This is a genomic window from Novosphingobium album (ex Liu et al. 2023), from assembly GCF_029076845.1.
Lineage (GTDB): Bacteria > Pseudomonadota > Alphaproteobacteria > Sphingomonadales > Sphingomonadaceae > Novosphingobium.
Genome location: NZ_JARESE010000024.1, coordinates 17,176 through 31,107 on the forward strand (window position 1 = coordinate 17,176; position 13,932 = coordinate 31,107).

12 protein-coding genes and 1 pseudogene are annotated in these 13,932 nt (G+C 53.5%); all 13 read left to right on the forward strand.

All coding sequences use genetic code 11. The annotated features are described in order from the left end of the window. The first annotated feature begins 53 nt into the window (after positions 1 to 53). Positions 54 to 1,151: an LLM class flavin-dependent oxidoreductase gene (locus tag PYV00_RS08990; protein ID WP_007015353.1), complete on the forward strand. Its 1,098-nt coding sequence runs from the start codon at positions 54 to 56 to the stop codon at positions 1,149 to 1,151. A gap of 68 nt (positions 1,152 to 1,219) precedes the next feature. Next, positions 1,220 to 3,679, forward strand: a complete 2,460-nt coding sequence (locus PYV00_RS08995; RefSeq protein ID WP_275227947.1) for a TonB-dependent receptor — start codon at positions 1,220 to 1,222, stop codon at positions 3,677 to 3,679. A gap of 208 nt (positions 3,680 to 3,887) precedes the next feature. Further along, positions 3,888 to 5,255: an aromatic ring-hydroxylating oxygenase subunit alpha gene (locus PYV00_RS09000; protein WP_275227948.1), complete on the forward strand. Its 1,368-nt coding sequence runs from the start codon at positions 3,888 to 3,890 to the stop codon at positions 5,253 to 5,255. 14 nt (positions 5,256 to 5,269) lie between these two features. Next, positions 5,270 to 5,797 (forward strand): aromatic-ring-hydroxylating dioxygenase subunit beta, encoded by a 528-nt coding sequence (locus PYV00_RS09005; protein WP_081474079.1) that lies wholly within the window; start codon positions 5,270 to 5,272, stop codon positions 5,795 to 5,797. Between the two features lie 40 nt (positions 5,798 to 5,837). Then, positions 5,838 to 6,824 (forward strand): ABC transporter substrate-binding protein, encoded by a 987-nt coding sequence (locus PYV00_RS09010; protein ID WP_138921542.1) that lies wholly within the window; start codon positions 5,838 to 5,840, stop codon positions 6,822 to 6,824. Between the two features lie 18 nt (positions 6,825 to 6,842). Continuing rightward, entirely contained in the window at positions 6,843 to 8,042 is a 1,200-nt protein-coding gene (locus PYV00_RS09015; RefSeq protein WP_007015348.1) for a Gfo/Idh/MocA family oxidoreductase, read from the forward strand. Positions 8,043 to 8,070: 28 nt separating this feature from the next. Beyond that, positions 8,071 to 9,045, forward strand: coding sequence for a dihydrodipicolinate synthase family protein (locus PYV00_RS09020; protein WP_007015347.1), 975 nt, complete (start codon positions 8,071 to 8,073; stop codon positions 9,043 to 9,045). 24 nt (positions 9,046 to 9,069) lie between these two features. Next, positions 9,070 to 9,519, forward strand: a complete 450-nt coding sequence (locus PYV00_RS09025; protein ID WP_007015346.1) for a nuclear transport factor 2 family protein — start codon at positions 9,070 to 9,072, stop codon at positions 9,517 to 9,519. 44 nt (positions 9,520 to 9,563) lie between these two features. Continuing rightward, positions 9,564 to 10,361: an SDR family NAD(P)-dependent oxidoreductase gene (locus PYV00_RS09030; protein ID WP_007015345.1), complete on the forward strand. Its 798-nt coding sequence runs from the start codon at positions 9,564 to 9,566 to the stop codon at positions 10,359 to 10,361. Between the two features lie 62 nt (positions 10,362 to 10,423). After that, a complete protein-coding gene (locus PYV00_RS09035; protein WP_217998722.1) occupies positions 10,424 to 11,653 on the forward strand; it encodes a dienelactone hydrolase family protein in 1,230 nt (409 codons plus the stop codon). A gap of 255 nt (positions 11,654 to 11,908) precedes the next feature. Continuing rightward, on the forward strand, positions 11,909 to 12,793 hold the full coding sequence (locus PYV00_RS09040; protein ID WP_160289715.1) for a VOC family protein: 885 nt from the start codon (positions 11,909 to 11,911) through the stop codon (positions 12,791 to 12,793). Positions 12,794 to 12,902: 109 nt separating this feature from the next. Next, entirely contained in the window at positions 12,903 to 13,283 is a 381-nt protein-coding gene (locus PYV00_RS09045) for an aldehyde dehydrogenase family protein (protein ID WP_275227949.1), read from the forward strand. Positions 13,284 to 13,434: 151 nt separating this feature from the next. Next, a pseudogene (locus PYV00_RS09050) lies at positions 13,435 to 13,868 on the forward strand (transposase); the annotation flags it as partial. Between the last annotated feature and the right edge of the window lie 64 nt (positions 13,869 to 13,932).

The following is a 13,932-nucleotide window of genomic DNA, read 5'->3' on the forward strand; positions in this document are numbered from 1 at the left end:
TTGCTGTCTCGCAAATAAAATTACAGATATCTTGGGAAAGGATAAGCTCCAAAATGAGCAACAGGATGCACAGCGCCAATGCCTTGAAGATTGGTCTCTTCGGCGCGAACTGTTCCAATGGCCTTGCAGCCACGACAGTGCCAGAACGGTGGGAGGCGAACTGGGATAACAATCTCTCGCTTGCTCGCATGGCTGATGAAGCGGGTCTGGAGTTCATGCTTCCGATCGCGCGCTGGCGCGGTTTTGGGGGAGAATCGCAGTTTCAGGAGAGCGTCTTGGAGACGGTTACTTGGGCGGCGGGACTTCTCGCGGCCACTACCGGGATAACGGTATTTGCCACAACACACGTTTCCTATTTTCATCCGGTGGTCGCGGCCAAGCAGATTGCGACAATGGATCACATCGGTGGCGGACGATACGGGCTCAATATAGTCTGCGGTTGGAGTCAGGCTGAATTTGACATGTTCGGAATCAAGCTCTCGCTTGAGACCGAGGGAAGGTATGAATACGGCCAGGAGTGGTTCGACATTGTTCGCAAAATTTGGACGAGCAGCGAGCCATTCGACTGGAGCGGCAAATATTTCAATTTGCGCGGCGTGAAGGGGCATCCAAAGCCGACAGGTGGCGTGCTCCCTCCCATCATGAACGCCGGAGCGTCGGGTCCCGGCCAGGATTTCGGAGCGAGGAACGCCGATAGTTGCTTTATCACGATGGTCTCACCCGAAAAAGGCAAGATGGAAGTGGAGGCGATCAAGCGGAGCGCCAAAGAAAAATACCTTAGAGATGTAACAGTATCTACTAACTGCTATGTTGTTTGCCGAAATACGCGCAAGGAAGCAGAAGAATATCACCGATACTATACGGAAGAATGCGGAGATCATGAGGCGGCAGAAAATCTTATGTCTTCACTTGGCGTGAGTAGTAAATCATTTTCTGCAGAGCATTACAAATTATACAAAACCAGATTTCTTGGGGGCCACGGAGGCTATCCTATCATCGGAAGTCCGGATGACGTTGCGGATGAACTGGAGAAGATTTCGCATGCCGGTTACGCCAGCGTTGCTTTGAGCTTTGTCAATTATCTGAACGAGCTTCCATTGTTCAGGGATGAAGTTTTGACGAGACTAGCCGCAAGGGGTGTAAGAGCTTGACGGTTATGTTATTAAAGAAATTAGGGTTTAATAGCTAAATATAAGCTTACATAAAAAGGGGAGATGTCATGAACGTTACTAAGGATAAGGCGGTAAGGTCGAAAATTTCACACTTCAGGTATTCGACGGCTCTTGCCGGGTTTCTGTCGTTTGGGAATAATGCTCTTGCTCAAACAGCAGTATCCAATGAACAAGCAGCAGAGCCCAATGGAACTGTCGGCATCGAGGAAATCATCGTTACTGCACAGAAGACGTCGGAAAACGTTCAGAAGGTCGGGATTGCCATTCAGGCTTTCACGGGCGACGATCTGGCCGAGCGCGGAATTCAATCAAGTACGCAATTGGTTGATGTCACGCCCGGCCTCGCTCTATCTAGCGCCGGTGGCGGCACAGAGAGCCACTTTTCCATTCGCGGCGTGACGCAGAACGATTACAATGACATTGTCGAGTCTCCGAATGCGGTTTACCTGGACGATGGCTATATGCCCTTCCAGGGCGCTCAGACCTTCATGATGATGGATTTGGAGCGCGTTGAGATACAAAAAGGGCCGCAAGGCACGCTCTTCGGCCGAAATGCAACCGGTGGCCTTATCCAGTTCATTTCAAGGAAGCCGAGCCTGAACGAGTATTCCGGCTATGTTTCGCTGGAAGCTGGTGTGTTGGATAGCCCGACGAACCCGTTGCGCACCACAGTTGAAGGGGCAGTTGGCGGACCGATATCAGACAAACTTGGTTTTCGGATTGCTGCAAAAGGCTTCAAGCTCTCCCCCTACGTGATCAACAGGTACCCCGAACAGCATTTCGTGGGCCCGCTTTCGGGCGACGGCGCAGACCTTGGCGCCGAACGCATGCTGGCGGTGCGTGGCATTCTCCTTTTCAAGCCGAGCGAGTCGTTTTCAAGCGAGCTCACCGGCTTTGTCTTGCGCAGAACAATGTCGGCGGGTTTATTTGAGCAAGAACAGGCCGCTTCCGTCATCGATAGAAATGGTACGTGGATCGATACGGTTGTGATCGCCCCAAATGAGACGAGACTCTCGATCGGCCCTGGTGGTGCCGATGCCGGTTGGGACGTCAACAATACCGGCATCTTCGTGCCTGGTCCTCCGGGAAGGCCGGTACCTGGCGGCGATTATTTCGGTTTTACGGGAATAAAGCCTTGGGTGACGTCTAGCTCTTACGGCTTTGACAAGGCGGGCCATGTCGACATGGAAGGCGTCAACCTGAAAAACACTTGGGATATCTCGGGTGCGATTACGCTGACGTCCGTCAGCGACTACAAGAAATTGTCAAAGCTGCAAACCTCCAACGGCGGTTCCGGACCGACTGCTGTAATATTCCCGACTATCGGCAATGAAGCCTGGTCATTTACCCAGGAACTTCGTCTCAATGGAAAGGCCGGAAACCTGCAGTGGCAAGCAGGCGCGTTTTACTTGCATACTGATATTGATGCGAACAGTGCGCTTGGCATCGGCCTTGAAAATCCACAAATATCCTTGAGCACGCTGGCATCCCAAAAAACCAATTCCTATTCCATTTTTGCGCAGGGCGACTGGTCCTTCGCGGACAAATGGAAGTTGATTCTAGGCGGACGCTATACGCAGGAGAAAAAGAGCTCTTTGGTAACGCAAACCATTTTCCTTCGACCGACTGAGTTGTACTATCCGAAACAGATAACGGACCCAGGCTACCTCGCCACCATCGGGCCTCTCCCAGGCGGGCTTCCCTTTGTCGGCAGGTCAGACGATGGCCTCTGGGCAATGAAAGCACAGATCAACTACAGCCCGACCAACGATATGCTGCTTTATGCGGGCGTGAACAGGGGGGTCAAAGCGGGTGGCTTCAATTCTCCTCTTGCCGGCGGGCTTCCAATTCCTGCAAGTCTTCTATCTTACAAGCCAGAGGTGATTTGGGCTTTTGAAGGGGGCGTAAAGTCCTCGTGGTTTGATAATAGGCTTCAGGCAAACCTGTCGATCTTCCATTACGACTACAGGGATTACCAGGCATTCTTGTTCGCTGGCGTCGGCGGTATCGTTCTAAATCGGGATTCAAAGACGAACGGCGGCGAACTTTCGATTAAGGCTGTTCCAGCGCGCGGGTTAAACATTACGGCCGGGGTTTCGTACACCGATGCGAAAGTCTACAATTTTCCTACCGACGTGACCGAGCAAGTGGTCCGCACCGTAAGGCCTTCATTCACTCCGAAATGGCGTTCGAACCTCGATGCGCGCTATTCTCATTCGTTCCATAACGGAACTCTAACTTGGGATGCGAACTGGACATATCGAAGCGAAATGTTCTTTTCGCTTCGCAATTTCGCGGCAGTATCGGACGTGGGGCACAGCAAATTCGGCGCTGGAATTAGCTGGGAGGATCATTCGGAACAGCTGAATTTTGGGCTGAGAGTGGAGAACTTGACCAACGAACGGATCAAGACCTCGGTGTTCGACGTCGCGTCGGTGTGCGGGTGCGTTGACGTGAGTTATGAATTGCCGAGGGTTTACACGCTTTCAGTGAGGTATAACTTTTAAACGGACCCAACTGATCGGAGGAAGCGGTTGGTCGCAGAAAAATACACCGGTTATCGATCGTCGAATTGCACCACGCATTCGGGATCGGGCGCTGTGATCGGCTTCTGCGTCCAACTGTGACTCTCGCGTTTTTACGCAACATCGGGGGATTGAGGTTCGAGCGGCAGTTATTTGACTTACGGATCTTGGATTTAGAGAGAAGCTAATCATGAATCACAAATTTGGTGCCTCACCGACCGATGAGTTGATCGACGACATTCGGAGAGATCTGGATATCGGCTTGATTGCCCCTGCAGTTTTTAGCGATCCAGACCTATATCAAGCTGAGCTTCGACGGATTTTTACGCGTACTTGGGTATTTCTTGGGCATGAATCCGAGATCCCCAACCGGGGCGATTTTGTGCAGAGAAATATCGGTGAGGATCCCTTCATCGTCATCAGGGATGACAATGGAGATGTTCGGGTCCTGCTGAATGCATGTCGGCATCGAGGAGCTACTGTCTGCCGCGTGCAGGCCGGCAACGCCCGCATGTTTGTCTGTCCGTATCACGGTTGGACATATACAAATTCTGGTGAACTATCCGGTGTACCAGTGAGGAATTTGGGGTACGCCAAGCTTAAACTTAGCGATTGGGGTTTGTATGCGGCACCAAATGTAGCGGTATATTCGGGGCTTATATTCGCAAATCTGGATAAAGATGCCCCTTCCTTTGAAGAATATGTTGGCGACTATGCTTGGTATCTGGATATTAACTTCCATTTATCGGAAGGCGGAATGGAAGTGTTGGGCGAGCCGCATCGCTGGCTTGTCGATGCAAATTGGAAACAGGGGGCTGAAAACTTTTGTGGAGACAGCGCCCATACCCAGATGACGCATCGATCCGCGCTTCAAATTGGAGTAGCAGACCTTTCTTCTGCTGGCGCACCAAAACCAGATGCGGGCGTTCATGTTCATGATATCAGTGGGCATGCTGTCAGCATTCGCAGGCGCCCTGGTGAAAAGCCATTCTTCTCTTATCCACCCGAAGTTAAGCGCCACTTTCGTCCCGGGGCATTGAATGAGCAACAATTTGCCCTGGCCGAGGAGTCGCTTCTGCACAATGGAACTCTGTTTCCGAATTTCTCTTTTCTGCACATAGGCCTCAGCGAGGAATCCGGAAAGGAGGAGGCTGGTTTTCTGACTGTTAGATTGTGGATGCCGAAAGGCCCGCGGCAGACGGAGATTGTCAGTTGGATCCTCGCTCCGAAGGAGGCATCCGAGGAATACAAGCGTCGGGCCTACCGCATTGGGATGAGTTCGTTCAGTCCATCCGGAAACTTCGAGCAGGACGATGTATCTGTCTGGCCGGGCGGCGCACGCACAGGCGGTTCGATTTTCGCAGCAATGAATCATATGCGATACAATTATCAGATGGGTCTTGGAGACATGTCGCCATTGCCACCTAAGGAGATCTGGGACGGCCCTGGAATTGCAGATTCCTCAAATGCTGGCGAGGGCGGTCTTCGCTCTTTCCACAAGACATGGCTTAAATGGATGAAAGGTTCGGGCCGTAATGTCGCCGATCCATCAAATTGAAAGGTTCCAGGGCGATGCATAAATTAGATCAGGTCCGTCAAGAATCATTTGAATTCGCGGAGAAAATATCTGCAAACTTTCTAGTAAACGAAGCCGAAATTCTTGATGATCAACGATTTTCGGATTGGCTCGACATGCTTGATCCGGATATAATCTATCAAGCTCCCGTCAGGACTATCCGAGAAAATTGGGATCAAAGCGGCATCAGCCATTCTGCTTTCTACTTCGATGAAAATATGGGCACACTGCGAACAAGGGTAGAAAGACTCAAATCCCGATTTGCTTGGGCGGAAAATCCCGCGACTCGAACCAGAAGGTTCGTGAGCAATATTCGCGTTGCAAGTGCGGAGGGTGGTCTGCTGTCAGTGCGAAGCAACATCGCTGTTTTTTGCTACCGCGGAGACATCGCTGCACCAGCAATCCTTACCGCCAACCGGATGGACGATCTTCGTCTCTGTGATGAGGGAGTGCGACTAGTGCGAAGGTATGCAGTCCTTGACACGACTGTTCTTGGCTTGGGTGCTTTGTCAATATTTGTTTGATCTCTTGGTTAAATGAAATAAATTAGGGAGAACTATTTCAATGGGTAAGCTATCCCTAAGTTACGCTGGCCATATTGCTGACCGGGTTAGGGGGCTTTATGATGGCGTTGTTGATGTAAATGGAATAGATCTTCATTTTACAGCCCTGACACCGGTCGAGGCTTTTAACAGAGTCTTGTCTGGTGAATTTGCAACTGGAGAGATGTCGTTCTCGACGGTGGTAACCAGAGTCGCACGAGGAGACTTCCCCTTCGTCGCAATTCCAGTTTTCCCGGCACGGACTTTTCGACATGGGGCTATCTACGTGAACAGTGCGGCTGGAATTGCGCGCCCTGAAGATCTCATAGGCAGACGGGTCGGCGTTCCCGAATATGGCATGACGGCTGCAGTTTGGGCCAGGGGATTGCTCAAGCACGAATACGGTGTAGGTCCGGAAGATATCAACTGGGTGACTGGAGGGTTAACCGGGCCAGGCCGCAAACCTCTCGTCAATCTTGACCTTCCCAAGATCAGGATCGAGCACGAGGTAGAGCGAGGTTTGAACGACCTGCTGCTGGAGGGGGCGATAGATGCTCTGATCGCACCGCAGGTGCCACCGGCGCTTCTGGCCGGCGATCCGCGGCTTGCCTATCTGTTTGCCGACGTGCCGGCGGTAGAGCGCGAGTATTATAAAAAGACCCGAATTTTTCCGATCATGCATACGGTCGTTATCAGGCGGGATGTTTACGAGCGTGATCCATGGATTGCGGCCAATTTGTTCGAGGCATTCGTAAAAGCCAAGAATCTTTGCCTGGCTGATTTGACGATAGACGAGCCGACAACTGTCAGCGTTCCTTGGATTCAACATCACGTTGCTGCAACTAAGCGACTTTTTGGAGAGGATTTCTGGCCATATGGCGTTGAACCCAATCGCGCCACGATAGAAGCACTGTGCCGCTTCCTTTACGAACAGGAAATCACGCAGCGGCTCGTCGGCGTGGATGAACTTTTCGCTGAAACTTTCCAGTCGGCCCCTGCCCGGCTTTAACCGAAGAAGGACAGCTCGATGCCAGCAGTTCAAGCTCCGCAGATGCGCGTTGGAGTTATCGGCCTTGGTGGTGCAGCGCGTCAGATGCTTCCAAGCTTCCAAACCCATCCGCACGTTGTTATCGCCGCCGGTGCGGATCCTCGCGAGGATGCCCGTGATGCATTCTCGACCGAGTTTTCTGCGCCAGCATTTGCGCATCCCGAGGATCTTTGCTCCTGTTCAGATGTTGATGTCGTTTATATCGCGACCCCTCATCAACTGCACCGCGAACATGCGGTTCTTGCAGCCCGGGCAGGCAAACACATCATCGTCGAAAAGCCGATGGCGCTGACCTTGGAAGACTGCGATGCCATGATCGAGGCGGCAGAGCACGCCAAGGTTCTTCTTGTCGTCGGGCATACTCACGCCTTTGATGCGCCAATTATCGAGATGCGGCGCTTGATTTGCGAAGGTGCAATTGGACCGTTGGCATTGATCAACAATTTCAATTACACTAATTTTCTTTACCGACCTCGTCGGTACGAGGAACTCCGAACCGAAAGCGGCGGCGGGGCGATTTACAACCAGGCTCCGCATCAGGTGGACATTGTGCGCTTACTTGGAGGCGGGAAAGTGGAAAGCGTCCGCTCGGCCTCGTGGGCTCTCGATCCGGACAGGCCGACTGATGGGGCCTATTCAGCGTTTCTCCAGTTCGAAGGGGGCGCCGTGGCGGTCATTGTTTACAGTGGTTACGATTTCTTCGATTCGGATCAATTCCATGACTGGGTCGGCGAGCTCGGTGAGTCAAAGCCATCTGGCTTAAATGGATCGGCGCGTCGTGCCCTTAGCGCGCTTCCGGCTGGCGCCGACGAATCGGCGCTGAAGGCCCAGCGTGGACTGGGTGGTAAACCTTCCCCGTCGCACGATGATCCGGCTAGCCGGGCACATCCTCATTTCGGTGTGACAATCGTAACAGGGCGCGATGGCGATCTGCGCCAGACGGCCCGTGGACTTGAACATTACGGGCGTGAGGGCATCCGGGAGATTGCCATCCCCGGACCGAAAGTCTTTCCGGACAAAAGCGGACTTGTGGATGAAATGTACGATGCCTTTGCGGGCCAACAACCGCTGCTTCGCGATGGACACTGGGCGCGTGCCACTATGGAAGTGTGCCTTGCCATCAGGCAATCCGCGCTAGAGGGCCGTGAGATACAATTGAGCCGTCAGGTGGGAATATAAGATAAAGTACTAGAAAGGTCTTAAGGCAATGCAAGCATCCGATTTCAAAGGGCTTTACGCTATCATTCCGACGCCCGCCGTGCCGGGTTCAGATGCCCTTAGTGCGAAAAATACGATTGCGCTCGACGAAACCGAACGGCTTGTCAATAATCTGATCCGCGACGGGGCCGATGGTTTGATCATTCTTGGTACGACCGGCGAATGTGCAACTCTTTCCGCAGCAGATTTTCGGGCATTCGTGGATTGTGTGTGCCGAACCGTAGACAAGCGAATCCCGCTTGTCGTCGGGGCGACCGCGCTTGGAGGACACGAGGTCTTCGACCGCTTGAGCTTCTTGAAGGCGCAAGGTGCCGATGCCACCATGCTGGGCTTGCCCATGTGGCAACCATGCACCCTGGACATGGCGGTTGGTTTCTACAGCGATGTATCCGAAGCATTTCCCGATCTTCCCGTTATGGTCTATGCCAACGCGCGCGCATTCCGTTTTTCGTTTCCGACGGAATTCTGGGCGGCTGTTGCCCGCAATGCTCCAAGCGTTGTCAGCGCCAAGTCGTCGCACGCTCGCGATCTGGCGCGCAACATTGCCGAAACGGGCGGACGCATCCACTTCATGCCCAGCGACATGGTTGCAAACCAGTTCTTCGAAATTTCTCCGGAGACGACGACTTCGTGCTGGGCCACCGCTGCCGCCATGGGGCCGGAACCCGCCAAGGCGCTAATTGACGCAATTAACCGCAACGATACATCCGAGGCTAACCGCTTGGGTGAAAGAATCGCTTGGGCCAACCAACCGATACAGCCGATACTGGCCGATCAGGAAGGCTTTGCGTCCTACAACATCCAGGTTGAAAAAACGCGCATCGCCGAGGCCAACTACTGTATCCCGGGTCCGGTGCGGCCGCCGTATAATCATTTTCCCGAGAACTATGCCGAACTCTCAAGAGATTGCGGTCGTCGATGGGTGGAACTGCGCCGGGAGCTTTCAGTCAACTTGGCGAACTGATGTCTAAAAGCAGAGGAAGCAATAATGGATGCAGAAGATATTGTTACAAATCCCGTCATTCGAGCCGAATTGGAAGCTTTGATTGCTGAGCATGCCTATCGTGTTGATTTCTGCTGCTCTGAAAACCTTGCTGAACTCTATACTGAAGATGGGCGATTTGTTCTTCCTTCCGGTACAGAGTATGTCGGACGGGAAGGCGTGAATGCATACGGTCGGTTGAGCGCTGGCAAGTCCGATCGCCGCGTGCGACATGTGTTCACCAACTTCCGTTTCGTGATGGACGGCCCCGATCAGATCCTTGGCGTCAGCTTCGTCACGCTCTACCGCACACAGCACCGGGACACAGCTCCGCCAGAGGCAGTGGCGCTGGCCGATGCCAAGGACATCTATAGGCGCTGCCCCGATGGCCGGTGGCGCATTTACGAACGGCGCATCGAGGTCGTGTTTGAAACCGACGAGCACAGGCAAGGCTGATACGATCAGCCTACCGTAGTACCCGTCCCATGGGGAGTTGAGAGATGCCGGTAAAAGATTATTCTGATGTTGCGCTTGGTGATTTGATTTCGCTCGCTGGCCGGACGGCCGTGATTACGGGCGGTGCCGCAGGCATTGGCAAGTCGATTGCTCGCCGACTGGCCGAAGCTGGTGCAGCCGTCATGATTGGCGATCTCGACGAAGGCAAGGCGCAATCTGTGGCCGCGAACCTTGCCGAAACGAGTGTGCCTCATGCAGGCGTCAAAGTCGATGTGCGCGACCATGCCTCGATTGCGGCGCTGGGCGACTTTGCGATTGCCAGGACCGGTCGATTGGACATCTGGATCAACAACGCAGGTATTTTTCCTGCGGGCAAGGCGCTCGAATTGCCTGATGATGACTGGAGCCGGGTTCTGGATATCAATCTGCGCGGCACATTCTTCGGGGGTCGCGAGGCGGCGCTGCGGATGCAGGGGCAAGGCGTCATTGTCAATCTTGCCTCCACGAACAGCTTCAACACGGGTGTGAGTGCTATCCACTATGTCGCTTCCAAACATGGAGTGGTTGGTGTGACCAAGAGCCTGGCCGTCGAATTGGCTGGAAAGGGCATCAGGGTTCTTGCTGTCGCTCCGACAATGACCACGTCTGACGGCGTAATGCAGATGCGCAAGCTCGGTCCAGAAGTCGCCGAAGGTTTGGACAACTTTGCCCATTCGCTTCCGCTCGGTCGCGCAGGCGTACCGGATGACGTCGCGCGAGTAGTGCTGTTTCTGGTTTCCGACCTTGCCGCCTTTATGACCGGGGCGGTCGTGCTGGTTGATGGCGGGGAATTAGCAAAATAGGCGATACGTGACCGCTGGATGTCCGGGTAATATTCCTCAACGGGAGCAGGAGTAAGATGCACATGAAGAATTTAGCAATCCAAGCAGCTGACGGCGGCAGGTTCAACGCTTATGTCGCCTTGCCGCCTGATCAGACCGGCCCAGGACTGGTCCTTCTGCATGAAGCCTTTGGCGTAACATCACATATGCGGCGAATGGCCGATAGGTTTGCCGAGGACGGCTATGTCGTCCTCGTTCCGGATCTGTACTGGCGAATTCAGCCTGGCGTCGAATTGAGCGACGCCGAGTTTGATCGCGCAATGGAGTTATATCAGAAATTCGATGCTGATCTTGCGATAAAGGACATCGAAGCAACCATTGGCACCATGCGGAAGATGTCACAGCATGTCGGTGGGGTCGGCGTGGTCGGTTTCTGTCTTGGTGGGACACTGGCCGCCTTGGCGGCGGCGAGGACGGATATCGATTGTGCGGTCAGCTATTACGGCGTTGGTATTGCCAATCATGTGGACGAACTGAAAAAGGTGAATATCCCGATCAGTTTCCACTACGGAACCGACGACGAGCATTGCCAGCCTGAATTTGAGGCGATGCAAGCCTTAGTAGATGCGCACCGGGACAATATGTCTCTTAAAATGTATCCAAATGTTGGTCATGGCTTCGCCAATGATGATCGGGCATTTTACGATCTGAGCGCCGCAGAATTGGCGTTTACGAGGGCGTTGACGACCATTCGTTCGGCGATTGGTCCGAAATTCGATATCGAGAGCATCTGGGAGACCCATCTCTATCATGAGTTCGTGACCAAGAATGCGGCTGAGACCCTCAAGACCATGGTCGAAAATCCCTACGTCAACATTGCTCCCACTCTTACGGGGGGCGTTGGTCACGATATGCTTTTGAGATTCTACAAGTACCACTTTGTTGATGTTCATCCCGAAGATACGAGGATGATATCGATTTCCAGGACCGTGGGCGTAAACCGTGTCGTCGATGAGATGATCATGTGTTTTACCCATGACCGGGAGATACCTTATCTTCTTCCTGGTATTGAGCCGACCGGTAGATACATGAAGGTTCCCATGGTTGCTATAGTCTCCTTCAAGGGGGGCAAGGTATACAATGAACATATTTATTGGGACCAGGCATCGGTTCTTGTTCAGGCCGGCTTGCTTGAGAAGAATGGTCTTCCAATCATGGGCTCGGAAATTGCCGACAAGCTTCTCGACAAGAACATCAGGCCTAACGATTTGATGATGGATATCTGGGCAACAAGTGAAGGAAAGCCGATATGATTGTGCTGAGGTTTACTATTATGAATCTATTTGAGTGTGATTACCTTGGATCCCATGATCTGACATCATGGGGCATTGGGTAGAGCCGTTGCGTCAGTTTCGGTGAGGCAGCGGCAGCTTGATCGTTTTTTTATTCAATCCGGCACGGGATATCGAGCTCAATTTGGTAGGCGCAAGGTTTCCAGTCAATCAAGCTTGGTATTACTTTTTGATTTTTTTGCCAATTGAAGTGCTGCATTAATGGAGTGTCTGAAAATGAGTTCAATCGCGCCCCGCCCCCGCGTGACAGGCATCCACAGCATAGCGCTGCGGGTACCTTGTTATGCCGAGGCCATTGCGTTCTATCGTGATGTCTGGCTGCTGGAGGATATGGGGGAACGGGATGATTCTCACGCCTTCCGGACGGCTTGCGCCGATCACGATAACCTCCTCCTGAGCAGCGGCGAACCGGGGATCGTAAATATTAGCCTCACTGTCGCTACTCGTGAAGATCTTCTGAGCCTTGAGCGCAAGATCGAAACGTCTAGCCACGTAGTGTATGCTTTGAGCGAAGCTGATTTGGCACCAGGCGAGGCGTACGGGCTTGTAACTACCGATCCCGATGGCCGGCAGATCCGACTTGTCGTGCCGACGCGTCCTGATCGGCCCTGCGAGGCAGTTGCCGACAGTCTGGCTCCGCAGAACATTGGGCATGTCGTGCTGTGGACTCCGGACTCATCAGTTTCTGAGGCATTCTATGGCTTGCTTGGTTTTTCAGTGACCGACAGGACGCATTTGGGGATGTCCTTTCTCAAATGCGGCAACGAGGACCACCATTCCCTTGCGCTGGTTGGCTCGAAGACGGGACGGGCAGGGCTTCAGCATCTCGCGTTCGATGTCGGTTCAATTGATAATGTCATGCGCAATTTTGCCAGGCTTCGGGACCTGGGTGTATCAATTTCGTGGGGTGTTGGACGACATGGACCTGGGAATAATGTCTTCAGTTATTATCAGGATCCGGCAGGAAACTTCGTCGAATATTATGGCGACATGCAGAAATTTCCGGTCGATGAGGACCTCGAAACCAGGTTCTGGGGGGCGGAACACAAAGGCGACGTCTGGGGTGTGGCGGGGGCACCTCCCGACGCCTTCAGGCAATAGTTGACGGAAGAGGATATGCCGCGCGCGCCGACTGAGTAACTGTCCCGTGGTGCATTTGTTTCCGTATCGGATTGGTGCGATTCCGTGAAAAGCAATTTTCGGAGATTTTATGAAAAGCATGGTCAAGTCCGCAAGGATGCTAATCGGTGGCGAACTCGTTGAGAGTGAGAGCGGGGAGTTCGTCTCTTCGATTGATCCGGCTACCGAGGAAGTCATTGGAAAGTTTCCTGCCGGTACAGCGCGTGATGTCGAAAAGGCCGTCGAAGCTGCGGAAGGGAGTTGGGAGGCCTGGAATGGAATCGGAGTCGCCGGTCGTGCCGAGGCCCTGCGCAGATTCGGTGAACTTATCATGGAACGGGCAGACGAACTTCTGGAAGTGGAAGTACGCGATACCGGAAACACGATCACCCCGATGCGAGGCGATGTAAAAATGTATGGTCCGCCCCCGTCTGGCAAGCGTGAGATGTGGTTGGCGGCACAGTCTGCGTAAATGTATCCGGCCTGTGTGTGGGACATCTCGATCCCTGGCCATGATGGGATACGCGCCACGGTCGTCCTTACAAACTGGTTCAGCCTTCTGATCTGCCCCCTTCTGAGTGGTCCAAAATTGATGATATTTTGGATGACGAAGGAGATTATGAATGCCGGCCAAGAAGCATCGCCCGGAAGAGATTATCGGCAAGCTGCGTGAAGCAGAGGTTGTGCTGGCGCAAGGCGCCACGACCGCCGAGGCGTGTCGGCGGATCGCGATCAGCGAGCAGACCTACTATCGTTGGCGCAAGGAGTATGGCGGTCTGAAGACCGACCAGGCGCGGCGGATGAAAGATCTGGAGAAAGAGAATGCGCGGCTTCGCCGTGCGATATCCGACCTGACGCTCGACAAGCTGATCCTGCAGGAGGCTGCCCGGGGAAACTTCTGAGCCCCGCGCGCCGAAGGCGCTGTATCGACCACATCAGAACGATGATGGCGGTGTCCGAGCGGCGGCTCTGCCGCGTGCTCGGGCAGCACCGATCGACACAGCGCAAGGCGCCCCGCGGGGCGGATGACGAAGCAGCTCTGACCGAGGATATAATGTAAGCGATAATCTACCCCCACATTTTCGAATGTTTTGAGATTGCTATGTTGCGGGCCTGCTGAA

Excerpts from the sequence above, each read along its gene's own strand:
- PYV00_RS09030 (WP_007015345.1), top strand. The coding sequence starts at position 9,564 with ATGCCGGTAAAAGATTATTCTGATGTTGCGCTTGGTGATTTGATTTCG.
- PYV00_RS09010 (WP_138921542.1), top strand. The coding sequence starts at position 5,838 with ATGGGTAAGCTATCCCTAAGTTACGCTGGCCATATTGCTGACCGGGTT.
- PYV00_RS09045 (WP_275227949.1), top strand. The coding sequence starts at position 12,903 with ATGAAAAGCATGGTCAAGTCCGCAAGGATGCTAATCGGTGGCGAACTC.
- PYV00_RS09035 (WP_217998722.1), top strand. The coding sequence starts at position 10,424 with ATGAAGAATTTAGCAATCCAAGCAGCTGACGGCGGCAGGTTCAACGCT.
- PYV00_RS09020 (WP_007015347.1), top strand. The coding sequence starts at position 8,071 with ATGCAAGCATCCGATTTCAAAGGGCTTTACGCTATCATTCCGACGCCC.
- PYV00_RS08995 (WP_275227947.1), top strand. The coding sequence starts at position 1,220 with ATGAACGTTACTAAGGATAAGGCGGTAAGGTCGAAAATTTCACACTTC.
- PYV00_RS08990 (WP_007015353.1), top strand. The coding sequence starts at position 54 with ATGAGCAACAGGATGCACAGCGCCAATGCCTTGAAGATTGGTCTCTTC.
- PYV00_RS09000 (WP_275227948.1), top strand. The coding sequence starts at position 3,888 with ATGAATCACAAATTTGGTGCCTCACCGACCGATGAGTTGATCGACGAC.
- PYV00_RS09005 (WP_081474079.1), top strand. The coding sequence starts at position 5,270 with ATGCATAAATTAGATCAGGTCCGTCAAGAATCATTTGAATTCGCGGAG.
- PYV00_RS09040 (WP_160289715.1), top strand. The coding sequence starts at position 11,909 with ATGAGTTCAATCGCGCCCCGCCCCCGCGTGACAGGCATCCACAGCATA.
- PYV00_RS09015 (WP_007015348.1), top strand. The coding sequence starts at position 6,843 with ATGCCAGCAGTTCAAGCTCCGCAGATGCGCGTTGGAGTTATCGGCCTT.
- PYV00_RS09025 (WP_007015346.1), top strand. The coding sequence starts at position 9,070 with ATGGATGCAGAAGATATTGTTACAAATCCCGTCATTCGAGCCGAATTG.